Annotated in this window: 29 protein-coding genes and 2 tRNA genes; 18 read left to right on the top strand and 13 right to left on the bottom strand. The window is 43.6% G+C overall.

Going from position 1 to position 25,753, the window contains the following annotated elements; translation table 11 throughout:
- Positions 1-127 precede the first annotated feature (127 nt).
- The 7 genes from K5620_RS11085 to K5620_RS11055 all read left to right on the top strand — a co-directional run bounded on the left by K5620_RS11085 (position 128) and on the right by K5620_RS11055 (position 6,521).
- Positions 128-637, top strand: coding sequence for a TRAP transporter small permease subunit (locus K5620_RS11085; RefSeq protein ID WP_016401540.1), 510 nt, complete (start codon positions 128-130; stop codon positions 635-637).
- Positions 634-1,956 carry a TRAP transporter large permease gene (locus K5620_RS11080; RefSeq protein ID WP_016401539.1) on the top strand — a complete coding sequence of 441 codons (1,323 nt, stop codon included), beginning with the start codon at positions 634-636 and terminating at the stop codon, positions 1,954-1,956. Before K5620_RS11085 ends, K5620_RS11080 begins: the two co-directional genes overlap by 4 nt.
- An 87-nt stretch (positions 1,957-2,043) precedes the next feature.
- Complete coding sequence (locus K5620_RS11075; RefSeq protein WP_016401538.1) at positions 2,044-3,084, top strand: TRAP transporter substrate-binding protein DctP; 1,041 nt, start codon at positions 2,044-2,046, stop codon at positions 3,082-3,084.
- A gap of 66 nt (positions 3,085-3,150) precedes the next feature.
- A complete protein-coding gene (locus K5620_RS11070) occupies positions 3,151-4,554 on the top strand; it encodes an ethanolamine ammonia-lyase subunit EutB (RefSeq protein ID WP_016401537.1) in 1,404 nt (467 codons plus the stop codon).
- Positions 4,551-5,435 (top strand): ethanolamine ammonia-lyase subunit EutC, encoded by an 885-nt coding sequence (gene eutC / locus K5620_RS11065; RefSeq protein ID WP_016401536.1) that lies wholly within the window; start codon positions 4,551-4,553, stop codon positions 5,433-5,435. The genes K5620_RS11070 and eutC overlap by 4 nt, the downstream gene beginning before the upstream one ends.
- Before the next feature lie 394 nt (positions 5,436-5,829).
- On the top strand, positions 5,830-6,237 hold the full coding sequence (locus K5620_RS11060; RefSeq protein WP_016401535.1) for a DUF3465 domain-containing protein: 408 nt from the start codon (positions 5,830-5,832) through the stop codon (positions 6,235-6,237).
- A gap of 47 nt (positions 6,238-6,284) precedes the next feature.
- Positions 6,285-6,521: a hypothetical protein gene (locus tag K5620_RS11055; protein WP_016401534.1), complete on the top strand. Its 237-nt coding sequence runs from the start codon at positions 6,285-6,287 to the stop codon at positions 6,519-6,521.
- 55 nt (positions 6,522-6,576) lie between these two features.
- Here K5620_RS11055 and K5620_RS11050 read toward each other — a convergent pair whose 3' ends face one another.
- From K5620_RS11050 to rsxA, 8 genes are all read right to left on the bottom strand, one after another.
- A complete protein-coding gene (locus K5620_RS11050; RefSeq protein ID WP_016401533.1) occupies positions 6,577-7,116 on the bottom strand; it encodes a flavodoxin in 540 nt (179 codons plus the stop codon).
- A 245-nt stretch (positions 7,117-7,361) separates the two neighbouring features.
- Positions 7,362-7,628: an RnfH family protein gene (locus K5620_RS11045; protein WP_016401532.1), complete on the bottom strand. Its 267-nt coding sequence runs from the start codon at positions 7,626-7,628 to the stop codon at positions 7,362-7,364.
- A gap of 9 nt (positions 7,629-7,637) precedes the next feature.
- On the bottom strand, positions 7,638-8,324 hold the full coding sequence (locus K5620_RS11040) for an electron transport complex subunit E (RefSeq protein ID WP_016401531.1): 687 nt from the start codon (positions 8,322-8,324) through the stop codon (positions 7,638-7,640).
- Positions 8,321-8,935, bottom strand: coding sequence for an electron transport complex subunit RsxG (rsxG, locus tag K5620_RS11035; RefSeq protein ID WP_016401530.1), 615 nt, complete (start codon positions 8,933-8,935; stop codon positions 8,321-8,323). Before rsxG ends, K5620_RS11040 begins: the two co-directional genes overlap by 4 nt.
- Before the next feature lie 2 nt (positions 8,936-8,937).
- Positions 8,938-9,942: an RnfABCDGE type electron transport complex subunit D gene (locus K5620_RS11030; protein ID WP_016401529.1), complete on the bottom strand. Its 1,005-nt coding sequence runs from the start codon at positions 9,940-9,942 to the stop codon at positions 8,938-8,940.
- Positions 9,942-11,411 carry an electron transport complex subunit RsxC gene (gene rsxC, locus K5620_RS11025; protein ID WP_016401528.1) on the bottom strand — a complete coding sequence of 490 codons (1,470 nt, stop codon included), beginning with the start codon at positions 11,409-11,411 and terminating at the stop codon, positions 9,942-9,944. Before rsxC ends, K5620_RS11030 begins: the two co-directional genes overlap by 1 nt.
- Positions 11,412-11,420: 9 nt before the next feature.
- Entirely contained in the window at positions 11,421-11,945 is a 525-nt protein-coding gene (locus K5620_RS11020) for an RnfABCDGE type electron transport complex subunit B (RefSeq protein WP_016401527.1), read from the bottom strand.
- A gap of 12 nt (positions 11,946-11,957) precedes the next feature.
- On the bottom strand, positions 11,958-12,536 hold the full coding sequence (gene rsxA / locus K5620_RS11015; protein ID WP_016401526.1) for an electron transport complex subunit RsxA: 579 nt from the start codon (positions 12,534-12,536) through the stop codon (positions 11,958-11,960).
- A gap of 308 nt (positions 12,537-12,844) precedes the next feature.
- On the opposite strand from rsxA, the gene nifL reads away from it, so the two are divergent.
- From nifL to modC, 10 genes are all read left to right on the top strand, one after another.
- Positions 12,845-14,386, top strand: coding sequence for a nitrogen fixation negative regulator NifL (nifL, locus tag K5620_RS11010; RefSeq protein ID WP_016401525.1), 1,542 nt, complete (start codon positions 12,845-12,847; stop codon positions 14,384-14,386).
- Positions 14,386-15,933, top strand: a complete 1,548-nt coding sequence (gene nifA / locus K5620_RS11005) for a nif-specific transcriptional activator NifA (RefSeq protein ID WP_016401524.1) — start codon at positions 14,386-14,388, stop codon at positions 15,931-15,933. The genes nifL and nifA overlap by 1 nt, the downstream gene beginning before the upstream one ends.
- Complete coding sequence (locus tag K5620_RS11000; RefSeq protein ID WP_016401523.1) at positions 15,933-16,394, top strand: transglutaminase-like domain-containing protein; 462 nt, start codon at positions 15,933-15,935, stop codon at positions 16,392-16,394. Before nifA ends, K5620_RS11000 begins: the two co-directional genes overlap by 1 nt.
- 150 nt (positions 16,395-16,544) lie before the next feature.
- Entirely contained in the window at positions 16,545-17,861 is a 1,317-nt protein-coding gene (nifB, locus tag K5620_RS10995) for a nitrogenase cofactor biosynthesis protein NifB (protein ID WP_016401522.1), read from the top strand.
- The gene (locus tag K5620_RS10990; protein ID WP_016401521.1) at positions 17,861-18,124 is read left to right on the top strand and encodes a 4Fe-4S binding protein; all 264 of its coding nucleotides are present in this window, start codon (positions 17,861-17,863) and stop codon (positions 18,122-18,124) included. The genes nifB and K5620_RS10990 overlap by 1 nt, the downstream gene beginning before the upstream one ends.
- Positions 18,125-18,132: 8 nt before the next feature.
- Positions 18,133-18,759 carry a nitrogen fixation protein NifQ gene (locus K5620_RS10985; protein WP_016401520.1) on the top strand — a complete coding sequence of 209 codons (627 nt, stop codon included), beginning with the start codon at positions 18,133-18,135 and terminating at the stop codon, positions 18,757-18,759.
- 259 nt (positions 18,760-19,018) lie between these two features.
- Complete coding sequence (locus K5620_RS10980) at positions 19,019-19,855, top strand: TOBE domain-containing protein (RefSeq protein WP_016401518.1); 837 nt, start codon at positions 19,019-19,021, stop codon at positions 19,853-19,855.
- Between the two features lie 16 nt (positions 19,856-19,871).
- Positions 19,872-20,639 carry a molybdate ABC transporter substrate-binding protein gene (modA, locus tag K5620_RS10975; protein ID WP_016401517.1) on the top strand — a complete coding sequence of 256 codons (768 nt, stop codon included), beginning with the start codon at positions 19,872-19,874 and terminating at the stop codon, positions 20,637-20,639.
- 22 nt (positions 20,640-20,661) lie between these two features.
- Complete coding sequence (gene modB / locus K5620_RS10970) at positions 20,662-21,342, top strand: molybdate ABC transporter permease subunit (RefSeq protein WP_016401516.1); 681 nt, start codon at positions 20,662-20,664, stop codon at positions 21,340-21,342.
- Positions 21,333-22,046 carry a molybdenum ABC transporter ATP-binding protein gene (modC, locus tag K5620_RS10965; RefSeq protein ID WP_016401515.1) on the top strand — a complete coding sequence of 238 codons (714 nt, stop codon included), beginning with the start codon at positions 21,333-21,335 and terminating at the stop codon, positions 22,044-22,046. Before modB ends, modC begins: the two co-directional genes overlap by 10 nt.
- 29 nt (positions 22,047-22,075) lie before the next feature.
- On the opposite strand, the gene K5620_RS10960 is transcribed toward modC, so the two are convergent.
- From K5620_RS10960 to K5620_RS10945, 4 genes are all read right to left on the bottom strand, one after another.
- A tRNA-Val gene (locus tag K5620_RS10960) sits at positions 22,076-22,152 on the bottom strand.
- Positions 22,153-22,166: 14 nt separating this feature from the next.
- Positions 22,167-22,243: transfer RNA gene (locus K5620_RS10955), tRNA-Val, on the bottom strand.
- A 157-nt stretch (positions 22,244-22,400) separates the two neighbouring features.
- Positions 22,401-23,393 carry a DUF3080 family protein gene (locus K5620_RS10950; RefSeq protein WP_016401514.1) on the bottom strand — a complete coding sequence of 331 codons (993 nt, stop codon included), beginning with the start codon at positions 23,391-23,393 and terminating at the stop codon, positions 22,401-22,403.
- Positions 23,390-24,787, bottom strand: coding sequence for an MATE family efflux transporter (locus tag K5620_RS10945; RefSeq protein WP_051147601.1), 1,398 nt, complete (start codon positions 24,785-24,787; stop codon positions 23,390-23,392). Before K5620_RS10945 ends, K5620_RS10950 begins: the two co-directional genes overlap by 4 nt.
- On the opposite strand from K5620_RS10945, the gene K5620_RS10940 reads away from it, so the two are divergent.
- On the top strand, positions 24,786-25,406 hold the full coding sequence (locus K5620_RS10940; protein WP_040307088.1) for a riboflavin synthase: 621 nt from the start codon (positions 24,786-24,788) through the stop codon (positions 25,404-25,406). The two genes, K5620_RS10945 and K5620_RS10940, sit on opposite strands and share 2 nt — an antisense overlap.
- Here K5620_RS10940 and K5620_RS10935 read toward each other — a convergent pair.
- Positions 25,403-25,606 carry a CPXCG motif-containing cysteine-rich protein gene (locus tag K5620_RS10935; RefSeq protein ID WP_016401511.1) on the bottom strand — a complete coding sequence of 68 codons (204 nt, stop codon included), beginning with the start codon at positions 25,604-25,606 and terminating at the stop codon, positions 25,403-25,405. The two genes, K5620_RS10940 and K5620_RS10935, sit on opposite strands and share 4 nt — an antisense overlap.
- Positions 25,607-25,753 lie beyond the last annotated feature (147 nt).

Here is a 25,753-nt window from a genome sequence, read left to right as displayed (position 1 = left end):
CGATGTATAGCTGGAATATTTGGACCCAAGGTGGGGGTAAAAATTAGCCAGCTGTACTGTTTTAAGTATTAACAGCTGTAAATGGGAAAAAGGTTTTACCCATGTGTTCGTATAAAAAGGAAAGTTAATGCCGAGTTTTATTATTGCCTATGTCAAATATGTTGATGCGTTCAATCGAAGAGTTGGTCGCTTAATGATGTATGGGATATTTTTGATTGTTGGCGTGCTTATGTGGTCATCGGTATCAAAAACTTTCTTTATGCCGTCTCTTTGGACCTTAGAGTCTGCGCAATTCATGATGGTTGCCTACTACATTATTGGCGGCGCTTATGCGATGCAGCTTAATGCCAATGTGCGCATGGACCTATTTTATGGAAATTGGTCAATTAAAAAACGCGCTTGGGTTGATGCATTCACCATTTTCTTCTTGATTTTCTATTTATTCGTACTGCTATACGGCGGCTTAGAAAGCACACTTTACTCCCTTGAATATAGCCAACGAACTCGCTCTGCTTGGCGCCCATTGTTGTGGCCTATTAAAGCACTAATGTGCACCGGTTTTGTGATGATGATTTTGCAGGCCATTTCCCAATTTATTAAAGATATTGCAGTTATTCGAGGAGTTCAGATCAAATGAGTTACGGCATGATAGCAACAATGATGTTCTCGTTGATGATGTTGCTAATGGCAACGGGTCAACGTGTATTTGCTGCAATAGGCGCGGTAGCCTCAATTGCCGCCATATTACTTTGGGGTACCGGCGGCGCCGAAATTCCATTTACTGCCAGCATGAAGCTAATGAATTGGTATCCGATGCTTACGCTGCCAATGTTTATTTTCATGGGCTATGTATTGTCGGAATCAAAAATTGCCGACGACCTATACAAAATGTTTCATGTTTGGATGGGGCCGATGCCCGGTGGATTAGCCATTGGTACCATTGGGCTTATGGTGCTGGTATCGGCAATGAATGGCTTGTCGGTGGCAGGGATGGCGATAGGTGCCACCATTGCGCTACCCGAACTGTTAAAGCGTAACTACGACAAAAAAATGGTCACTGGGGTTATTCAGGCCGGTTCGTCTTTAGGCATATTAGTGCCTCCCTCGGTGGTATTAGTGCTTTACGCGATGATTGCGCGCCAGCCAGTAGGTCAGCTGTGGCTAGCCGGTATTATTCCGGGTTTGGTGATGGCAACACTGTTCATTATCTATATTGCAGTACGTTGTCGGATTAACCCCAGCTTAGGCCCGGTGTTAAGCGAGGAAGAACGTAACGTGCCTATGGCCGAAAAACTAAGGCTACTTAGGGCAGGGCTGTTACCCCTTGGCATCTTTGCCTCAATGATGATTCCTTTTGTTAATGGGTGGACAAGTTTAGTAGAAAGCTCGGCTATTGGTGCAATGGCAGCATTCTTGGCCGCTATTCTCAAACGGCGCATGACCAAACAGGTATTTGAGAACTCTGTACGTAGTACCTTGGCCATCTCTTGTATGTTTATGTGGATCATTCTTGCTGCCCTTGGTTTTGGAGCCATATTTGATGGTTTGGGCGCAGTAAAATCTATCGAACATTTGTTTACCGAGCAGCTAGGGCTTGGGCCTTGGGCGATTCTTATTTTAATGCAGTTGTCATTTTTGGTAATGGGCACCTTTTTAGACGACACCGCCATGTTGGTGATTGTTGCGCCGTTATATGTGCCTTTGGTTAATGCACTAGGTTTTGACCTTATTTGGTACGGCGTTCTCTATACCGTGACCTCCCAAATTGCCTATATGACGCCGCCTTTTGGCTACAACCTCTTTTTAATGCGCGCTATGGCTCCGCCGCAAATTAGCCTGCGTGACATTTACGGTTCGGTAGTTCCATTTGTCGGCATTATGGTTTTTGCATTAATCCTAGTGATGGTTTTTCCAAGTCTAGCTTTATGGCTTCCTGATTATGTATATGGCAAGTAAAACTTAATTTATTCAAAAGCTTATTAATCAATATTTACCTTAAGGCGGGCAAGGGTCTGCTAGCAATAATCCACTGGAGGGATAACAATGAACTCAAGACGTAAGTTTTTAACAAGTGCTGTTGCACTTACCGCGGGTACCATGTTGGCTCCGGCCAAAACCTTTGCCGCTAGCCCGAAGATTAAATGGCGAATGCAAACCTATGCAGGTCCAGCTTTAGCTGAGCATGTAATAAAACCGGCCATTGAAGCCTTTAACCGCATTGCCGGTGAAGAGATGCAAATTGAGCTCTATTTTGCCGATCAGCTGGTGCCAACGGGCGAACTATTTCGCGCCATGCAAAAAGGCATTATTGATGCGGTTCAATCTGATGATGACTCTATGGCTTCTCCTACAGAAGTAACCACCTTTGGCGGTTACTTCCCATTTGGTAGCCGTTATTCACTGGATGTGCCTGTATTGTTTAATCAATATGGTTTAGACAAAATTTGGAAAGAAGAGTACGCCAAAGTAGGTGTTAAGCACATTTCTGCAGGTGCTTGGGACCCTTGTCATTTTGCTACTAAAAAGCCCCTTACTAGCCTTAAAGATCTTAAGGGATTAAGAGTATTTACCTTCCCAACGGCCGGTCGCTTCTTAGCTAAGTTTGGCGTGGTGCCGGTATCTATTCCTTGGGAAGATGTTGAGGTGGCTCTGCAAACCGGCGAACTAGACGGTATTGCTTGGTCGGGCATTACCGAAGACTACACCGTGGGTTGGTCTAAGGTTACCGATTACTTCTTAACAAACAATATTTCAGGTGCTTGGATTGGTTCATTCTTTGCCAATATGGATCGCTACAATGCATTACCTGATCACCTTAAAGAGCTTCTCGGACTATGTTTAGATACTTCACATTATTACCGTCAATGGTGGTACTGGGGTGGCGAAGCTAAACTGCGTGTTGAGGGTAGTGATATGAAGCTAACTTCCATTCCTGATGAAGAATGGGCTACGGTTGAAGCAGAGGCACACGTATTCTGGGATGAAATTGCCAAAGAATCGCCAACTAAGGCTAAGATTGTAGAAATCTTTAAGAAATACAACGATGACATGGAAAAAGCAGGTAGGCCTTACCGCTACAGCTAACAAACCAGAGCAGCAACGGCGTAAGTCGTTGTTGCTGCTATTTGAAGTATAACGAAAGGGATAGCTATGGCAGCGTATCGCTGGCAACAAGGGGACACCGTATACAATTTTGGCTCACTAGCCGAGCTAATGGCAAAGGCTACCCCAGAGCGCTCGGGCGATATTCTTGCGGGTGTAAGTGCAGAAACTGCCGAGCAGCGTGTTGTTGCGCAAATGACATTAGCTAACTTGCCTTTAAAAACCTTTCTAAACGAAGTGCTGATTCCCTATGAATTTGACGAGATTACCCGGCTAATTATTGATAGCCACGATAGCGTAGCGTTTGCGCCCATCTCGCATATGACCGTTGGGGATTTTCGCAATTGGTTACTAAGTGACGAAGCCGACGCCGAAGCATTAGCAGCTCTCCGGCCTGGGCTTAGCCCCGAAATGGTTGCAGCAGTATGTAAGATAATGCGTAATCAAGATTTAATCCTGGTAGCGAAAAAGTGTCGTGTAATCACGGCGTTTCGTAACACTGTTGGATTAGAAAATCGGCTATCAACTCGTTTACAGCCAAATCACCCAACAGACTCTTTAGATGGCATTGCCGCGACAATTTTTGATGGCTTAATGTATGGCAATGGTGACGCCGTAATAGGTATTAACCCAGCCACTGATAATGTTCCGCAAACCATCAAGCTTCTAAACTTTTTAGACGAAGTCATTCAGCATTATCAAATTCCAACCCAGTCTTGTGTATTGACCCATGTGACAAACACCATAGAAACCATAGACAAAGGTGCGCCTGTTGATCTGGTTTTTCAATCCATTGGCGGAACACAAGGCACCAATGACACCTTTGGTGTGAACCTAAATGTGCTGCAAGAAGCTCAAGACGCCGCATTGTCGTTAAAACGCGGCACCGTTGGCAATAACGTGATGTACTTTGAAACCGGCCAGGGAACGTCGTTATCGGCAGATGCTTATTTTGGGGTTGATCAGCAAACCTGCGAAGCCAGGGCTTATGCAGTAGCACGCCATTTCGATCCGTTTTTGGTGAATACGGTTGTGGGCTTTATTGGCCCTGAATATCTGTTTGATGGTAAACAAATAATTCGTGCAGGTTTAGAAGATCACTTTTGCGGCAAGTTACTTGGCCTTCCGATGGGCTGTGATATTTGCTACACCAACCATGCTTATGCCGATCAAAATGACATGGACAATTTGCTTACCTTGCTCGGGGTGGCTGGTTGCTCGTTTATTATGGGCATTCCTGGTTCTGACGATATTATGCTTAATTATCAAACAACCTCCTTTCACGATGCGCTTTATGCTCGCAAAGTGCTCGGCTTAAAACCTGCGCCAGAGTTTGAGACTTGGTTAAGTAATATGGATATATTTAGTGACGTAGAGAAAGTACAACTAAATCATAATCTTTCCCAAGCATTTAGCTCGCCTATCTCCTTAGTTGAGAAAAATGAACTATGAGTAAGCCTTCTACAAAATCAAGCAACAAGGCTATTGGTTTAGTCACCGAAAACCCCTGGCAGGCTTTAAAGCAGTTTACGTCGGCGCGTATTGCGCTTGGACGTGCTGGAACCAGTATTCCTACGCAGCAGCTGCTACCTTTTCAACTAGACCATGCACGCGCGATAGACGCAGTGCATAAGGCCTTAGCTGTAGAAAGTCTTATAGAGAAATTACAAGCTTCATCAATTATTCAAACGTATACAAAACATGCTCCCATGGTAGTAAGCAGCAAAGCTAATGATCGAATGACCTATCTACAGCGCCCCGATCTTGGCCGGCAACTCTGCGAAGCCTCGTGGCAAAGTTTGCTAGAGCATCGAGACAAAAGTAGTCAAGAGTATGACTTAGCTATTGTTGTCGCTGATGGGCTCTCTTCAACCGCCATTCAACGCCATGCTGCGCCCGTGATAAAAAGTTTGGTGATCAAGTTAACTAAGGATGATAAATACCCTTGGTCTTTGGCGCCTTTAACCATTGTTACACAGGGTCGCGTGGCGGTAGGAGATGATGTAGGTGAGTGCCTAAAGGCTAAAATCACCCTAATTTTAATTGGCGAACGTCCTGGTCTTACATCGCCTGACAGCATGGGTATTTATATTACTTGGAACCCTAAACGCGGCGCTAAAGATTCAAGCAGAAACTGCATTTCCAACATACGCCCAGAAGGCCTTTGTTATGAAGAGGCCAGCCACAAAGCCTTTTACTTATTAACTGAGTCAATGAAAACTAAATGTACAGGCATAGGTTTAAAAGACCGTTCATTGGTGGTTGAAGACAGTTCAAATCTCGAATCTAGCCCCAAAAGCCAATTTCTAGTGTCGGCTGCCAAAGATAAATAATCTAGGGCCTGTTGATCTTTGCTGATGGTTTTTGCAGCAATGTCTTAGCCATTTAGGCAAGGCAGTGAGTGTGCAGTAAAGGGGGCTTAATAATCACTCGCTAACGCTGAATAAATGGCTAAGAAATGCTGCCTAAAAGGTTAGGATAAGCGAACTTACTCCTTGTTAAGCCCTTATTGCTTAGCCCACTAGGCTTCTAAGTGCTTACCGCGATTAAAGCCCGCTTATCTCGAACAAAATTTCAACACCAAAGATCAACAGACCCTAGTTAATCCCAAGACTTAGTCAGCCAATTTCTAGCAATTAGTGATTGTTATTTGATGAACTTTATAAGTTATATTGACAATATTAATTATTAACTAAGTGTTTTGGCTTATTTAGGAACAGATTATCTATGTCTTTTAAACCTTTATATCAGTTCGCTGTGCTGCTGAGCTTAGCGTGTTTTAGTTTATTTGCACTAGCAAGTGGAGAGCAGCAAATCGCCTCGGCTTTTAAAAATAAAGTCAGTGATTTGCAGGTTAATAGCTCAGGTTACGTTGTAAGAGTATTAGCCGATGACGAGCAGGGGTCACGCCATCAACGATTTATTCTTAAGTTAAACAATGGCCAAACCCTGTTGGTTGCTCACAATATCGATTTAGCCCCGGGCCTCAAAAACTTAAGAGTAGGGGATAAGGTAGAGTTTTTCGGTGAGTACGAATGGAACAATAAGGGTGGAGTGATTCATTGGACTCATCATGATCCCGCTGGTCGCCACATAGACGGTTGGTTAAAGCATCGCGGTGTGCAATACGATTAAGACCACTGGCATAGAGAACTGATTATTATTAAACAAGGAAGCGTTGTATGTTTAAGCTGTATTGTAAAAAGTGTGGTGAAGAGACCGATCACAAAGAGTTAATGAAGCAAAAACCATCTAAATATGGCACTAGTAAAACTGAACAGTTTAAAGCGTTTATGGAAGGCTTTTTTGGTGGTACTGCAAGTGCGGTTGGCGCCTCTTTAGATTTGTTAGACCGCTACGTAGTATGCCAACAATGTGGTTCCAAAACCTTAGATAACAAAGGTGACGAGTTTCAATAAGGCAATAAACAAAAGAGCGCTTAAGCGCTCTAATTTTTTATAAGAAAGTAAGTGGCTAAACGCCAAACTCCGCTTTTATCTGCTCTAGCCAACCAGCCATGCGCTCTGCATGTAACTCACTCTGGTTATCGTTATCTAGCACTAGCCCTGCAAATTTACCGTTGTCTAACAAGGCTGATGAATCATCAAACTCGTAGCCCTCTGCTGGCCATTCGCCAACGAGATCTGCCCCGGTCTCTGCGATGGCGTCGTAAAGCTCACCTAATCCATCTACAAACTCGCTAGCGTAGTTTACTTGGTCGCCTAAACCAAACAACGCGACTTTTATGCCGGAGAAATCTGCAACTTCTAATTGAGGTAAAAACTCGTCCCAGCTTTCTGCTTGGCAATCTGCGGCTAGTCCGGGTAGTTGGCCTTCGCCTAAAGTTGGGGTGCCTAGGATTAACATTTTGTAACTGCTTAGGGTATCGATATCAACGCGATTAATGTTAAGCGGTTTGTCGCTAAGATCAGCGCCTAATTGCTGATGAATTTGCTTAGCAATTTTTCGTGTTGTTCCGGTGTCTGTCCCAAAAAAGATTCCTACATCTGCCATGATAGTACTCCTTAAATAGCTGGCTTATATAGCTTATTGCAAGATGTAATCCACTAAATATATTTCGTAATTACAATGACTTATTAATTTTTCTTATTGTTTTTGTTATAAATGCAACAGAGCTATTGTTGAAGATTGTTTGTTTTAAGACGAAGCGAGCAGATGAATAGAAGCAAATAAGCAAATAAGCAATAAGTAGTTAGCTTATTGCTTATTTGATTTAGAACTAGGCTCTGGTCTGTTGCTTAATCATCATCGTCTTCATCTTCGTCTATTGGGGGCTTCCATGTGATAGGCCGATAAACTTCTATTCGGTCTCCTGCAACCAACTGACTTTCTAAGGTCACAAACTTTCCAAATACTCCGACTTTTTGTTTATCCAGTTGTATATCTGGGCATAAATCTAAGATGCCTGATTGATGCAAGGCGTTAATCACGCTGCTTTCTTCTACCACTTCTACATTAATGCAAAGTTGCTGCTGAGGAGTGGCGTAGGCAATGCTTACTAACATAGTAACCTCCTATTGCTGAACGCTAACTTTGGCTGAGCAAACTGCTGCTGGTTTCGCTCTATTTTCTAGTTTTTGCTGGATGAGTCTATGCAGGCTAAGCAATCCACCAAGAACTAAAAATCCACCAGGCGGTAAAATTACTAACAGCAGCCCTCGGTAATCGGGGATTATCGTAAACTCTATGGCTTTGAAAGCGGGGCCTAACAATATGTGGGCGTCGGCAAACAAGGTGCCTGAGCCAATAATCTCCCGTACACCACCTAAAAACACCAATACCCAGGTAAAACCAATGCCCATTGCGAAACCATCTATTATTGCGGGTACTGGAGCCTGTTTGCTGGCGAAGGATTCTACTCGGCCCAAAATGGCGCAGTTGGTGACAATAAGCGGAATAAAAAGGCCTAATACTTTATGAAGAGGATGAACCCAAGCATTCAATAACATATCGGTAATGGTAACCAAGGTGGCTATCATCAAAATATTTATTGGGATGCGCACCGCACGGCTAACATAGTTTTTGCTTAGGGCGCTGATCAAGTTGGCCATTACCATCACCACCAAACTTGCTAAGCCAAGGCCTAAACCGTTGGTAGCGCTAGAAGTTACTGCCAACAACGGACAAAGAGCTAAACACTGGCCAAGTACCACATTGTTATTCCATAAACCGTCGGCAATGATGTTTTTGTATTTACTCATGCCTTCTCTCCCTGTTTTAACTCTAAATCCTTTAAAGCTTGATGCACTGCGTTTACTACTGCGCGTGGCGTGATGGTAGCGCCGGTAAATTGATCAAACACTCCACCGTCTTTTTTTACGGCCCATGCCTTTTTTGAAGTATTACTCAGGCTTTTTTGGTTAAAACTCAAAATCCAAGGATGTTTGGCAACTTCAATTTTGTCGCCAAGACCGGGAGTTTCGCTATGGCTTAATACACGAACGCCTAAGATAGCGAGAGATGCGTCTACACCAACTAATAAGTTAATTGGGCCAGCGTAGCCTTTAGCTGTAACTTGCACTACGTAGCCGCTGGTTTGGCCTTGTTGGTCTAGCGCGTTGTAAACGGTGTAGCTTCGCTGCTCTACTTCAAAAGGGTGCTCGGTAGCTAATAAGGCATTTTGGTAGTAAGAACTTGGCATGACTAAATCGATAGCCGCCAGCTTGTCTTCGTTTACACGCTGGGCGATTACAGGCGCTGTAATTGTGTTTAAACCCAACAACAGTGCGCTAGAGAGGCCCACAGCAACGGCTAACGAAATAGATTGGTAGATACTGCTGTTAATATGTTTTTCAACGCAAGGTAAGGTCATGGTTAAGCTCCTTTGCTGCGTTTAAATAATGATTGGCTGCCAAATATTTTTGGCCTCAAATAGTGGTCGATTACTGGTGTACCTGCATTCATGATTAACACCGCAAATGCAACGCCTTCTGGGTAGCTACCAAAGCTACGAATTAACCAAATAAGAAAGCCACAACCAGCACCAAACAGTATTTGGCCTCGAGGGCTAGTGGGTGAGGTGACAAGATCGGTAGCAATGAAAAAGGCCGCTAACATGGCTCCACCAGAAAGCAGATGTGCTAATCCCGAGGCGAAGTCTTGAGGATGCAGCCAGTGCGCAATTATTGCAGGAATAGTTAGACCAAGCAGCAATGCGCAGGGTATATAAGGGCGAATGATGCCGCGCCAAATCAAAAACAGCCCGCCTAAGGCTATAAACAAGGCGCTTGTTTCTCCCAAGCTGCCAGCATGTTCACCAAACAGTAGCCCCTTCCATTCAACGATTTGATTTAAATCAGCAAGAGGGGTTGCCGAGCTTACGCCATCTATGCCTAGCCATTGTTGACTAAATATTAAGCCATCAGGACCAACGCTTGGGATACTAATGGCTTGCCAGTTAGTCAGCTCTATTGGAAAACAGATTAACAGCATTACCCGACCTAACATGGCGGGATTAAAAGGGTTGTGGCCAAGACCGCCGTAAACATGTTTACCAATCACGATGGCAAATATGCAACCAAAGCTGGCCACCCACCAAGGGGTACTGGCAGGTAAACTCATGGCCAGTAGCAGCGCGGTAAGCAGTGATGAACCATCTATACTGCTTAACCAATTTTTACCTTGTAGTTGCAGGCAAATTACTTCACTAAGCCATGCACTAATGCAGCAACTAACAATGACTAATGCAGCAGGTAAGCCAAAAATCCATACCCCATATAAAGCCGCCGGACTAAGAGCAAGTACTACCAAATACATAATGTTAGTAGTGGATAAGCCCGAGTGGGTATGTGGTGCTGCTATTGGGTTGTTTATAGCCATTAGCTTTCTCCTTGAGTACTGCGAGAACGAGCAGGGCGTTTACGTTTAGCTGCTTTGGCTGCTTTTTTAGCCGCTGCTTCGCGGGCTAAGCGTTGTTGACGTGCCTCGGTAAGTTGGCGAGCTAAGTTTGATTTCTGCATCATGCTACGTTGTGCGTTGATGTTTGATTTTGCGTGCTGGAAATACTGCACGAGAGGAATACTAGAAGGGCAAATGTAACTGCATGCACCACACAATAGGCAGGAGTCTAAGCCAAATTCTTGTGCGCCTTGCCAGTCATCATTATTGCTATGCGCGGCCATTTGAAAGGGCATTAAGCCCATTGGGCATACTTTTACGCAGTTACCACAGCGCACGCAGTCTTGGCTTTGCCGCTGGTTAATTTGCTCTTCACTTAAGGCTAAAAGTCCGCCGACACTTTTATCTATCGGCACAAAGGGCGATGGCAATACTTGCCCCATCATTGGGCCACCAGCAATCATCCTTTTCGCTTCGGCTTTAAGGCCGCCACATTCTGCAATAACTTGTGATACTAAGCTGCCAATGGGCACGGTAATATTGGCGGGAGCCTCGATAGCATCGCCTGATACGGTGATCACGCGTTCGATCAAGGGGCGCTGATAACGCACTGCTTGGTAAACTGCTTTAGCTGTAGCGACGTTGTGCACCAATATGCCTTGAGCAGTACTTAACTGCCCAGGACCAATAGCAATACCGGTGACTGCTTTAATTAAATGACGCTCAGAGCCCATGGGGTAAAGGCTAGGCACAATTTTAAGGCTGATCCCACTAAAGCCATCACTCGCTTGTTTAATAGCGTTAATTGCCTCTGGTTTATTATCTTCAATCGCAATAATAGAGTTTGTTGCGCCGATGGCTTTTGCCATTACCTTTATGCCCGCGATGATCTCGGCCGCTTGTTCGCGCATAAGGCGATCATCACAGGTTAAGTAAGGTTCACATTCACCACCATTAATGAGCAAAGTATGTACATTAGACTTACGGGCTAAGCGCAGCTTTATCCCGGTTGGAAAACCTGCTCCACCTAGGCCAACAATGCCAGCCTCGAGTACTCGTTCAATAATTTGTTCATGGCTAAGTTTTTGGTAGTCGCTTGGCGGGTAATCATTACCCCAGTGTTTGTCACCGTTATTGGCAATGACCAAGGTCTGGCTTTTTATTCCAGATGGGTGGCTACTTAAGTAGGGCTTTATGTCTACTACAGTGCCATTTACTGGTGAATGTAAAGGCACCGTCATGTCGTTACTACCACGGGCGATAAGTTGGCCTTTTACTACCGTGTCACCTACGGCCACGAGGCTGTTCAGCATGGAGCCATTGCGCTGTTGCATACCTAAGTACACCCGGTCAGGCACAAAGCCTTTGCTAATGTCTTGTTGCTGGGTAAGCTCTTTATAGCCTTTGGGGTGAACGCCACCGCTAAACGGTTTAGGTTTTAAATTAAACATAGCCACTCCTTAAGCCGTTTGAGGTTTTGGCCATTGCCAAGTATTAAGCTGTACTTGTTGGGCTTGCATGCTTAAACACCCCTGCGGGCAAGCTTTCTCACACAAACGACAACCTGTACAAACCTGACTAATGACCGTGTGCATCTGTTTACTGGCGCCAACAATGGCATCAAAGGGACAGGCTTTAAAACAGCGAGTGCAGCCGCTGCATTGGCTTTCGTCTATATAAGCCACAACAGGTACAGCATCGGGATCGTTGCTCACTTCTACGCCTAGTAAGTTGGCTATGCTGGCTGCAAGGCCATTTCCGCCTGGCGGGCAGCTGGTAGGAGCCAAATTACCTTTAACCATGGCTTCAGCTGCTTGACGACAGCCCGGTTCGCCACATTGACCACATTGACCACCGGGTAGCATGGCTTCGAGTTCATCAACTCGTGGATCGCCCTCTACCTTTAGTGCTTTAGAGGCCCAACCCAGCAACGCTCCAAGGCTTGCTCCTAGTAGGATTAGTAAAATGATTGATATAAAAATCATGGCTTTCTCCTATTAGTTCACTAAGCCGCTAAAACCTAAAAAAGCCATCGACAGTAATCCTGCGGTAATGAATGCTATCGGTAAGCCTGCAAACGCTGCTGGTACTTTGGCCAGCTTTAAACGTTGGCGTAAGCCTGCAAATAACACGATCACTAAGCTAAAACCTGCCGCAGAACCAAAGGCATAACATAGGGTTTGTAAAAATTTCATGTTGTTTTGAACTACCAGTAAGGCAACGCCTAACACGGCGCAGTTGGTGGTAATAAGGGGCAGGAATATGCCTAAGGCTTGGTAAAGCTCGGGGCTATTTTTTTGAATAATCAGTTCGGTAAGTTGAACCACAGCAGCGATGACCAAAATGAGCACCAAAATTCGCATAACCTGAATGCCTAAGGGGGCAAGTAGCAGTGCTTCTATTAACCAAGCAGCGATAGCCGCTAAGCACAAAACAAAGGTGGTTGCTAAACCCATACCCAAGGCGCTATCGATTTTGTTTGATACCCCCATAAACGGACACAAACCAAGAAACTTGCCTAACACCACGTTGTTTACCACGGCAGTGCTAATAAAAATGAGAAGGTAGTCGGCCATCAAATACTCCACACAGTTGTACTACTAATGGTAGTACTGCATTGCATGTACCAAGTTGGTGAAATGAACCATATTGGGGAAAGAACCCGAGTAATACGGGGCTTTAGTCGCTTGTTGGCAGAGTTTCTAAGGGCAATTTTAGGGTGACAAATACAACAATTTTAACTGATAGATTACTTAAAATTGTTGTAAATCAAACAATGTTTATTCAACCGACCCTTGTGGCACGTACTGTCGCAGGGAGGAATGCCGCTTGCATTGTAGCTGTATGTTCAGCGATTAACTCAGCAATGCAAAGGATTGATTGAATGATGAATGAACTTAAATCTACCTTAGAGCAGGCCTTTGAAGACCTTGCTCCATTAAGTGAAAACCAAATCCTATCGCAATGCTTTAGTGTGTTAGAGCAAATGCCAATGGCTATGTCGGTAAGTGATTTAAACGCAAACTTTATGTTTGTGAATAAGCGATTCGCCGAGATCACCGGATACGAGCAAAAGGATTTGATAGGAAAAAACCATTCTTTACTTAGTTATAAAACAACGCCAAACGAGGTGTACCAAGGACTATGGGGCTGCATTAGTAGCGGAGGGAGTTGGCAAGGGCGTTTAGTTAACAAGAAGAAAAATGGCCAACGCTATCTTGCAGAGTTATCGATAACCGGTCTACGTAACCAGCAAGGAAATATAACCCACTATATGAGTGTTCATCGGGATATTAGTGAACGCCATCAGCAACAAACTATAGCGGCTAATCAAAAGTTAATGGTTGAAGCAGTGCTTAATACTGCGCCTGTTGCTATCGCCTTGCTCGACCAAAGTCATCAAGTTGTGCTAGATAACCTTTCTTACAAAACCTTGCGCAGCGATTTTAGCGATGAACCGGTCGCAATTGCTTTAAATCAGTTAAAAGGTAAACAGGAAGTTGATGGCTTATTTAACGAAGGACAGACTTTTAATGTTGAAGTAGGTAAGGGCAAGCGTAAACGCTGGTTTAGCTGTTGTGTGTCTACTGTGAATATCAGTGGGTCTGAGGTAGATGATTACTTTGTACCCAAAGTTAGCCGTTACTTGGTTATTACTTTAAGTGAAGTAACCAAGGAGCGACGCCGCCAAGCCCAGCAACAGTTATCAGAGTTGCGCCGTTCCACAGAAGAGTCGGAAGCCTTGCATAGTATGCAAGAGGCGTTGCATGCGGCTATTCATCAGATCCAAGGGCCAATTAATATGATTGATTCAGCCTTACAGATGTTTTGTGGGGTATCAAATAGTTGTGCCAGAACGGCAGCAATGCAAGCAGGTTTAGAAGCAGGCCACGCTGCAATTGCCCAACTAGAAAGCGCCTTACCGCGTAAACCCTACGAGGCAAGCCAGTCAGTAAACATTAATCAATTGGTACATGAAGTGACTGAGTTATCCAGCGACCGTTTATTAAATCGCAGCATAACCATGCAACTAAGTTTAAACGGTACCTTGCCTTCATTAACCGGCCAGCCTTCTCGTATTCGAGTGGCTTTAAAACAGCTTATAGATAATGCGATAGAAGCTATCGATTACGGTAAGAAAACACGCCGTGAAATTGTTTGTAGCACCCAATTAGTAGATGAAGAAATAGAAGTCACTGTCGAAGACAGTGGGCCTGGCATTAAAAAGGAGTTACAGCTAAAGGTGTTTGAACCCTTCTACAGTACCAAGCCAAGTAATAACAGCGGATGTCGTGGTGTTGGTTTGAGCATTGTGCAACAAGTAGTGAGTGAACACAGCGGTACCGTTCAGTACTTATCAACTTCATTAGGCGGCTGTAAAGCTCGCATCGTTCTTCCTCTTCGTAGCCGTAAGCGAGGTGAATAATGGACTATTCAACAAAACGCGAATCACATATCGCCGAGCAACACTTGGCAGCCTTGTACGACGTAAGTAGCGTATTAACCAATAGCTTGGATTACAAACAAAGCGTAAACAAAGTGCTGCAAGTGTTGCACGACAAAGCCATGTTACAGCATGCAATGTTAGCGCTCATTGCCGAAAACGAACAAATGCTTAGTGTTGATACGGTGCACACGCCGAATCATGCCAACGATAGTGTTGCTAAAAACATTCGTTATCGACCAGGCGAGGGCATTGTTGGTACTGTATTAACACAGAAACAGCCTATTGTTTTAAGCAAAGTGTCTAATGATTTACGCTTTGCAGATAAACTTGATTTGTATGCATTAGATTTACCATTTATTGCGGTACCGATTAAGAAATCCAATGAAGTATTAGGCGTACTAGCCGCTCAACCACAAATAGATGCTCCAGAAAAACTAGCTTTGTTTACCCGGTTTTTGGAGATGACCGCAAACCTAATTGCAAAAAGTGTATTGCTTGCCAAAGACGTTGCCGTACAAACCGATCAACTAGAAGCTGAACGTGACAGGTTAAGGCGTAAAGTAAGAAGCAACTACAGTATGGACAACATCGTTGGTCATTCTCGGGTAATGCGCAGAGTGTTTGAGCAAATTCGCTTGGTGTCTAAATGGGATAGTACGGTACTTATACGCGGTGAGTCCGGCACCGGTAAAGAGCTTATTGCCAATGCTATTCACTATAATTCGCCCAGAGCTACCGGACCTTTTATCAAGCTTAACTGCGCAGCCTTACCCGACAACTTGTTGGAGTCGGAGTTGTTTGGTCATGAAAAGGGCGCGTTCACCGGAGCGGTAAAACAACGCAAAGGCCGTTTTGAAATGGCTGACGGTGGCACTTTGTTTTTAGATGAAATTGGTGAAATTTCTTCAGCCTTTCAAGCCAAATTACTGCGAGTATTACAGGAAGGCGAGTTTGAGCGGGTAGGCAGTACCCAAACCATTAACGTCGATGTGCGTATCTTGGCGGCAACAAATCGAAACCTAGAAGAAGAGGTTAAGCAAGATCGTTTTCGCGAAGATTTGTATTACCGACTAAATGTTATGCCTATGTTCCCGCCACCGCTGCGTGACAGGATAGAAGACTTACCCGACTTAGCCGAGTTTTTGATTGAAAAGCTGGCTAAACAACAACGGCGCAAGCTACAACTTACCGATGGCGCCATTCGTATGATGATGGCCTATGACTGGCCCGGTAATGTTCGTCAGTTGGAGAACCTGCTCGAACGCGCATCGGTGATGAGCGAAAGTGGGGTAATTGATCAAGATTTAATTGTTATCGATGGTTTAGATGGCCCTAAAATAAGTCCACGGCCAAGCATCGAAAAAGTTAACTTGGAAAGCCAAGAAATGGACGAGAGGGAGCGAGTTATTGCAGCCTTAGAGCAAGCTGGATGGGTGCAAGCTAAAGCAGCCCGCTTGCTCAATATGACACCAAGGCAAATAGCTTATCGTATTCAAGTAATGAATATTAACGTTAGACAGCTTTAATGGAAAAGCTGGCATTTAGCGATGTAACCGACCTATGCCAGTTTATACAACAGCGGCTTAGCTATACAAATCAACAACAGCGTAAGCAAGCCGCTTTAAATGGCTTCTGGTGGAAAACTCCGGCTGAAACCTTACGTGATGGTCATGGCTTTTGTTATGACCTAGCCGCTTTTGCTTTGCATAATCTGCCTTCATCTTTGTTACCCCAAGCCAAGCTTCTGTTGGTTGTTTGGGGTGACTTTGCTAAGCAATCAAATGCAGGCCACTTTGTTTGTACCTTTAAAATCCAGAAATCCTACTACAGCATCGACAATGGGCGACTTAAAGGTCCTTTTACCTTCTCGGTATTACTGCAATCAGCATCTCGGAGCAATCAGGTCATTGTATATAAATGGCTGTTAATGAGGGATATTAGCTACCACATTAGTTATAAAGAGATGGCAAAGTTTATCTGCGATTAACGCCGCCACTCTGTCGTGTTTACAACAAATACGACATACAAGCTTACTTTTAAGGTGTTTGTTCGTTTTAAGTAACTGTATTTAAAGAAAAAGATACTTGGAACAGCACTTGCAAAACTACCTATATAGTAGTGTACAAGGAAGCTTTTCATGACAATACAACCACTTAAGCAAGCCAATGGAGAGAATCCGTTAAGCGCACAAGCCAGTAAACAAGCTGCTTTAGTAGCAAAACATCCGTGCTTTTCAAAAGCAGGCCATCAGTATGCCCGAATACATTTACCTGTAGCGCCTGCTTGTAATATTCAATGTAATTACTGCAATCGAAAATTTGATTGCAGTAATGAAACCCGACCCGGAGTCGTCTCGAAGTTGCTTTCTCCAGCAGCTGCAGTAAAGCGTTTTGTAAAAGTTAAAAAGCATGTTCCAGAAACTCAAGTGGTAGGTATTGCTGGGCCAGGAGACCCTTTGGCCAATCCCAAGGCTACTTTGGCGAGTTTAAAGGCCATAGAGAAAGTAGATACTGATGTTCATCTGTGTGTTTCTACTAATGGTTTGGCCTTAGCTGATCAACTTGAGTCGCTGATGGAAGCAGGCGTTAGGCATTTAACCATTACCATTAACTGTATTGATGCTGATATTGGCCAACGTATATACCCTTGGGTGTATTTCAACCAACGTCGCTTGAGGGGCAGAGAAGCAGCGCAAACTCTAATTGATCGCCAATTACTGGGTTTAGAAGCGGCTATTAAGGCGGGGATGCTAGTAAAAGTTAATACGGTATTGATCCCAGGGATCAACGATTTCCATATTGAATCGCTGGCTAAAGAATTGGGTAGATATGGTGCCTTTATTCATAACATTATGCCGCTAATCTCTGATCCAGCACACGGTACTTACTTTGGTTTAATGGGTCAGCGAGAACCCACCAAACAAGAGCTAAACCTTGCTAGAGAGCAAGCCGGTCAGAGTATGCAGCAAATGACTCATTGCCAGCAATGCCGCGCTGACGCAGTAGGTAAGTTAGGCCAAGACATAGATTTGGCTGCGCTCGAGAATAGTGAGCCAGCACAGGTAGCAAGGTCGATACAGGTTGCTATTGCTAGTAGTAGTTTGAGCTTGATTGACCAGCATTTTGGCCACGCCACGCAGTTTTCTATGTACCGAGTAAGCGCAGACGAGATTACTCAGTTAGATGACTTTTCTTGGCAGCAGTATTGCCAAGGTAGTGAGCAGTGCGATGACTCCGCAGTTAAAGATTTAAGCCAACTAAAACACGTCGACACAATTTTGTGTAGTCGAATTGGCCATGCTCCGCAGCTGGAGTTGTCTGCAATGAACGTAAAAGCAAACACCGATTATGCCCTACGGGATATACGGGGCGCTCTTGAAGATCTTCAACAACAGTTAGCTGCGCAACAGGCAACCACAAGCAAATCTAGCTGTAGCATGGGAGAGTGTAGCTAATGGCCTTATCAATTACTAAATCATGTATAGCGTGTTACGCCTGTAAAGAAGTTTGCCCCAGTAAAGCCATTACCAGTGGCGATAAACAATTTGCAGTTATTGCACACCGCTGTGATGAGTGTTCAAACAATGTTAATGGTGCTCAATGTGCTCATATTTGCCCCGTTGAAAACGCCATTGTTGATGCAAACGGTTGTGCGTTAAATCCTCCTGGTTCGTTAACCGGTTTACCCCAAGAAGCTAACGTTATTGCCTTAAGTTAGGAGCGTTTATGGAAATACAAACTCTTCAAGAAACCACTAGTTTTATAGGTACAGAGTGGCAACAAGCTTTATCTCGGGTTTGCCCGCCTATGTCTATGCACAATAGAAATTGGTTTAAGTTGATCATTCATAGCCAATTAAATGGCCAAGCCGAACTGCCTTATGGTCTTGGCTTAGATAATGCCAGTTATATGGACTTAAAACGGACTATTGCTAGTGACGATATTAGTAAACAAGAGCTTTTGTGGAAACAGCCTTATAAAGCGGGTTTGCGTAAACGCGCTCAAGTACTAGAAGAAGTATTTGAACTACGCATGCAAGAACGCAACGAGCTGAGCGCGCTGCTATTTGCTCATTGCAACGACAAAGTGCCTTTTGCCTTTCAAATGGCAATTATTGTGGCCACTGCCTGTTTATCTCAATCGCACCTTTGGCATAGCTTAGGGCTGCGCAATCGTAGTGAACTTGGTGAATTACTTAAGTACAACTTTCCGTTATTACATCAGCAAAATACTAACAATATGCGCTGGAAACGTTTTTTTTACCGTCAGCTTTGCCAACAAGGTGGGGACTACGTTTGCAGAGCACCTAGTTGTCAGGAATGTTCATCCTATTCCGAATGCTTTGTTGATTAAAACTGTTTCAAAGGGCTAATTAAGTTAGCCCTTTTTTTCTTGTTTTAGATCTTCGTTATATACCCAACAATACAGCGTAGTTTGTTAACTTCGCTACAGCTATCGGTCACCTTACTTTGTTGCTTAACCCCAGTATTAAAGGGCTTCTTAACGATATTTGTTGGTTGGCGTCGTGCTTGCAATAAGTTAACTAACGGTGCGTTTAGTTCGCATTTGTTCAATTTAACTAAGCGCCTAAAGGCGTTGTATAGGTGCGAATATGACCTTAAGAGAACTTAATCATACCAACCAACCACTGATGGGAAAAATTAAGCTTTGTAGTGAGCTAGGTCCATTTCTTAGTGATAAACGAATAAAGCTTTTAGAGGCCATTACTGAATACGGTTCTCTAAGTGCAGCAGCCAAGTCTATTCCTATGTCTTATAAAGCAGCTTGGGATGCGCTAGATGCAATTAACAACTTATCTGAACATCCTTTGGTCATTAAAAAAAGTGGCGGTAAACATGGAGGTGGAACTCAGCTGACCGATTACGGAATTGGCCTGTTAAGTTTATACCGAGCCTTAGAGCTTGAGTACCAACAAGCTTTTGAACAATTGAAGCCGAAAATTAACGAACCCTGTGATGAGCAGCTAAACGTAGTTGAATTTAGACAGCTAATGCGCCGTATGAGTTTGCGTTGCAGCGCAAGAAATCAACTACTCGGCCAAGTTGTATTGATTGATAAAAAATCAGTCAACTGTTTGGTTAAAGTGGCAATAAGCCGCCAACTAACCGTTAACGCCTTACTGTCTATGGAATCTGTAGAAGAGTTAAATCTTACGTTGGGAAGTGAAGTATTGTGCTTGATAAAAGCCTCTCAAGTAAGCATACGCAAAGGTGCAGACACCGCCAAAAGTAATACTAACCAATTTGTAGGGCGGGTTAGCCGCATAAACAAAGGGCCAGACAACTTGGATATTAGTGTCCAGCTGGCTGAACAAAAAAACTTATCCGCTATTGTTCCAAGTGTACTTGAGGAACAACTCGACATAAAAGAGCAGTGCCAAGTAGCCGTCTCTTTTAGTGCATCCGCAGTCATTATTTGTAGTTATTAAACTCTAGGAAGTAGTAATGAAAAAACTATTAAGCAAGCTATGTGTTAGTTGGGTTTTACTGGTTGTAGCAATACTAAAGGTAACAAGCCTTCAAGCGGCAGAGATTAAAGTAGCTGTTGCTGCAAATTTTTATAAACCTGTTTTGGCCTTGGTCGATCACTACCAAAAAGAAACCGGGCATCACGTTCAAGTGTCTGCTGGTTCAACGGGTAAGTTATATGCACAGATTAAAAATGGTGCGCCATTTGAAGTATTTTTAGCCGCAGACCAACAACGACCTAGTTTATTAGTGGAAGAGGGATTGGCAGAGCCAAGTAGCCAGTTTACCTATGCCCTAGGAACCTTGGTGCTGTGGTCGAACAACCCGGAGTTAGTGGATGGCAAAGGTGAAATACTAAAAGAAGAATTAACGCATATCGCTATTTGTAACCCTAAAACGGCTCCCTATGGGGCTGCCGCGGTTAGCGCAATGAAAAATCTTAGCGTTTACAACAAACTTGAGCCTAAATTTGTAGAGGGGCAATCTGTTGGACAAACCTACCAACAAATTAGTTCTGGCGCTGTTGATCTCGGTTTTGTTGCTTTATCCCAAGTACTCGTTGATAAGCAGTTAAATGGCGGCTCGCTATGGTTAGTGCCAAATGAGCTGTACTCACCAATTAAACAAGACGCAGTGTTACTTAAGCAAGGCAGTAACAATGCAGCCGCAAAACAATTTTTAGCTTATTTGCAAACAGAACAATCTAAGCAGCTAATTAAAGATTTTGGATACGACGTTAAGTAGTCAAATGGCAAAGGAGTGCTATATGCCGGATATAACAGTGGTTTATCTAACGCTTAAGTTGGCCTGTGTTGTTACTTTGGTGTTATTGATTATTGCCACGCCATTGGCGTGGTGGATGTCGCAAACTCAATCGTCTTTAAAGTCACTAATAGGTGCAATGTTTGCGTTGCCGCTAGTGCTACCGCCAACTGTATTGGGTTTTTATCTACTATTGCTGCTTGGCCCAAACGGCCCTTTAGGCAGTTTATCTGAGCAACTAGGAGTAGGGCGATTGCCATTCACCTTCACTGGCATTGTGATTGCCTGTGTAGTGCATACCTTACCGTTTGTTGTGCAGCCCATGCAAAATGCTTTTGAAGCAATAGGTAAACGCCCCTTAGAAGTAGCTATGACATTACGTGCTAGTCCTTGGCGAGTGTTTTGGAAAGTCGCTTTTCCGCTTGCTAGGCCAGGATTTTTTGCCGCTGCTATTTTGGGCTTTTGCCACACCATTGGAGAGTTTGGCGTAGTGCTTATGATTGGCGGCAATATTCCAGGTGAAACGCGAGTGATGTCGATAGAAATATATAACCATGTTGAGGCATTAGAATATGGTCAAGCGCATTGGTTAGCGGGCGGAATGTTGGTGTTTTCATTTGTTGCTTTGCTCATTATCTACAGCTTGAACGATTTTACTAAACAGAGGCTTAAACTATGTGCTTAGAATTGCAATTGCACAGCCAGCGTGATGACTTTACGTTGAACATTGAGCTTACTTTGCCACAAACCGGTGTATCTGCTTTGTTTGGCCCTTCGGGTTCTGGTAAAACTTCGTGTTTACGGGCAATGGCTGGTTTAGATCGTTTTAGTGGTGGTTATTTTTCGGTTAATGGTGAGGTTTGGCAAGATGATAAGCAAGGGATCTATCTTGCTACTCATCAAAGAGAAATTGGCTATGTATTCCAAGAGGCCAGTTTATTTCCGCATCTAAATGTAGAACAAAACTTGTTGTTTGGTCACCGCTTAACACGTCCAGAAAAACGAAAAGTAAGTATTAGCGATACCTGTGAATTATTGAGTATTTCACATTTATTAACACGCAGACCCAGCTGTTTATCGGGAGGAGAACGCCAGCGTGTTTCAATTGCTAGAGCTTTGCTAAGTTCACCAAAGCTATTGTTAATGGACGAACCGCTATCAGCATTAGACGCCACTCTAAAACAAGAGATCATTCCTTATTTAGAAAGACTACACCAGCAGCTTTCGATTCCGGTTGTATATGTAAGCCATGACTTAGAAGAGGTTAAACGTTTAGCCGATTATATGGTGTTTTTAGAGCAAGGGCGGGTAAGCCAGCAAGCTTACTTAAGCAATTTAAACCTAGAACCGCAAGCGCGTACTCAGCAACATTACTTAAAGGCTGTATGAAAAATAAAAGAGTAGAGACTATTAAGAGGTGGTATTCGCGAGTGGATTTGAACCACCGACCCCTACCATGTCAAGGTAGTGCTCTAACCAACTGAGCTACGCGAATATCGTTTTAGATTTTGGTACAACCGAGTGGATTCGAACCACCGACCCCCACCATGTCAAGGTGGTGCTCTAACCAACTGAGCTACGGTTGTATTGTGAGGTTTTAACCTACGGCGAGAAAGGTACTGTAACTGCAGGCATGCGTCAACTGCTGATAATGATTATGAGAACTGAATGTTCAATGATTAAACAGTGCTTCTGTAATTAGCATAAACAAACTCAAAAGCATGAGAAGATGTTGCTTTAAACTCACGTACAGCTATCGAGTATTTGCTTCCATTGTTTTACGTGTTTGCGGTTAGCCTGTTTAAATTCTAAATGTATAGCGCTTGCGCGAGCTAACAGTTCAGCGTGTGACTGCTGCATTAGTGGAGACAAAGAATTTATAACAGCATTGGCACTTTGATCGAGCTCGGCAAGATAGTCTTGTACATTTGCTGTATAAACCTTAGTTAGAATGTTACGTAAGATATCGTATTCGGCTTTGCTTTCTTGGCAGGAGAATTGACGAGCATCTAGCGCCATGGTGACCTTGTTAAGCCAAGCACTAGTCGCATTAAGCTCTTGAAGGAGAGCCAAAATACTTGCACCTTTTTGCAGCTTTTCACTTAACCGCAGAAGTTGTTTCTTGTTTATGCTGTGGCTGGTGACTAACTCACCATGTATGTGGCTCAACTCTGTTAAGTTTGTAGCAAGCGCTCGGTAGGAAGGAAGCGGATTTTTGCCAATAGCTTGTTGGCTAGACCACAAGTGCCTAATGCTTAGTTCGTTAACCAAAAAGTTGTGCCAGTAAACATTAATTACTGCACGTTTTGTTTCGAGTATGTGCTGTAGCGAGGCTTTTAGCTGAGCATCTAGGTGGTTGTTGGCTAAGCAAGTTTGTAGCCCAGTTATCAAATCAATATGCCAAACCAGCGTGTAGTCGGCACTAGCATGTTTACCTAAGCTCGAATTCTTCTCGAAAACCAGTTGGTCTAATCCGCAGTGTTTAAGGGTAATGCTGTCTAGCAGTGATAGTGATAACTCTGGCTCTTTTTTTAAGTAGTCCCGCCAATAAATTTGCGGAAGTGAAGGTGTTTGTTTCGGAGCCTTTATTGAAATGGAAAGCACTCTATTTAACCTAGAGCTATAGTCTTGAAAAAGCCGCTCACTAAGCGGCTTTTGCCAATAAATTAGCCCATAAGAAAATGCACCTATACCCAGTGCTAAAAATGAGTAAACAACAAGTTGTTTTTTGCTCATGCTTCCTTGTTTATTAAGTGAAGTTTGTCTGGGTTATTGCTCGCCCAAATTAGTCGCCAGCACAAACCAATAGCGCAGGCAGTTAGTGCTAGTACTATGGCTATCCAGAAACCGATCACTCCCATTGGCTCTTCGGTTAAATAATCGGTAAATGTAAGTATAGATCCAACACCCAAGCCAATTGGCCAAAAACTAATTAGGGTAACGATTAAAATGAAACGAGTATCTTGATAACCCCTAAGCGCACCAGCGCAACATACCTGCATTGAATCTGATAGCTGATAGGTGGCCGCTAACAAAAATAGTGGAGCTGCAATGGCAGCTACGGTGGTGTTTTCTGTGTACCAAGCGATAATGTCGTGACGAAATACGATAGTGGCCGTTGCTATAAACAAGGTAATAATAATGGAAAGTATAATTCCGCTATAGGCGCACACTTGAGCTTTATCTAGCGACTTTTCACCCATAAAATTGCCAACACGAATAGTAAGTGCGATGCCAATGCTTAATGGCAACATAAATACCATTGAGGTGAAGTTAAGCGCAATCTGGTGAGCAGCTACAATGTCTGCACCAAGTGGCGATAACAGCAAAGCAATCATAGAGAACAGCGTTACTTCAAAAAATATGGCGCCGCCAATTGGCAAACCTAATTTGAATATTCGCGATACGATTGGCCAATCAATCCCTTGATATCGTTCAAACAAGTTAAGTGGTAATAAGGTTTTACTTCTGGTGGCGTAAATCAACATGGCTACAGCCATAAACCAATTAACCATTGCCGTGGCAACACCACAGCCGGCGCCACCCAGTTTTGGCATGCCAAACAAACCATTAATGAAGATGTAGTTAATCGGGATGTTTATTAGCAAGCCCATTATGCCAATGATCATAATGGCTTTAATGTTTGAGCAGGCCTCGTTAACCCCTCGCAATACTTGGTATAAAGCAAAAGCAGGCAATCCAAAACTAACAAAATACAAGTATTGTTTTGTTAGACCAACTAGCTGCTCTTCGACATCCATAATGTTAAATACATTAGGTGCAAACCATAAAATGGCCCAAGCAGCAGCGGCAAGAAACATCGAAATAACTAAGGCTTGGCGAAATATGTTTCCGCCCTTATGAGCTTGCTTAGCGCCAATTTGATAGGCAACTAGAGGCGTAACAGCCATTAATATGCCTTGTAGTAACAAAATAATTGGGTTAAAAAAGCTAGCGGCAACAGCCACAGCAGCTAAATCGGTAGGGCTTACCGAGCCTGCCATAATCGTATCAACAAAACTCATACCGGTTATGGTAAGTTGAGCAACTACAATTGGCCCTGCTAGCCGTAGTATGGCAAAACACTCTTTGGAAAATCGTTGTTTAAAACCCAGGAAAAAATGCTTCATGTTCACCGGAATTGTTCAGAATAAAAGAAAAGTAGTCAAAGTCGAGTTATCACCAGGATTCATGCAGCTCTGGGTTGATTTAGCGGATACCGAAGGCTTGAAAATAGGCGCTAGTGTGGCCGTAAACGGAACCTGTTTAACGGTGGTAAACATTAGCGAACAAGGTGTTCAATTCGACTTGATTCAAGAAACGCTAAGTCTAACAAACTTAGGCACAATAAAAGAAGGGGATTTAGTAAATATTGAACGCGCAGCGAAGGTAGGGGACGAAATTGGTGGTCATCTTGTCTCTGGCCATATTCATAGTACTGCTAAAATAATTGAGTTGTTACCAACAGAGAACAACTTGGCTATTCATCTAGCCTTAGATAAGGCGTGGCGCGATTATGTTATCTATAAGGGCTTTGTGTGTGTTGATGGCGCCAGTTTAACGGTTGGAAAACTGAGTGAGCAGGGGTTCTGGCTGCACATTATTCCCGAAACCTTGCGGGTTACTACCCTAGGTGACAAGCAACTAGGTGATTTTGTGAATATTGAAATAGACAGCGCAACTCAGACAGCGATTGATACCATCAAAAACTTAGCGGTAAGCGGTGACTTAAAACGGTGGTTAAGTTAAAAGTACTGTTCGTCGTCGGCGTCTACAAAGGCCAATAATTTCTCGTTGCTTTCATCAACCTGTAAACGACAGTGTATTGGGTTACAACATACTCGACAGTCTTCATAAAAGTCTTGGTCACCGTTACTCGCATCCATAATAAGGGGAGTATGGTGACCGCAGGTTGGGCAAGAAATCATTTTTTCGACATAGTTTTTCATAACAACTACTCCAATATGTCCACTGTCTAATTATGGTTCAAATTGGTGAGATCAACGAGTATCAAGATCAATAAACCATAAGCTATTGAAGTTATCTGCTCAGACCTTTAATATTGCCCATCTTTTAAGTGCATTAAGTACTCAATT

Source organism: Agarivorans albus, assembly GCF_019670105.1.
Classification (GTDB): domain Bacteria; phylum Pseudomonadota; class Gammaproteobacteria; order Enterobacterales; family Celerinatantimonadaceae; genus Agarivorans; species Agarivorans albus.
The sequence above is the reverse complement of the archived record's forward strand: the minus strand, read 5'-3'. Positions and strand labels throughout refer to the sequence as shown.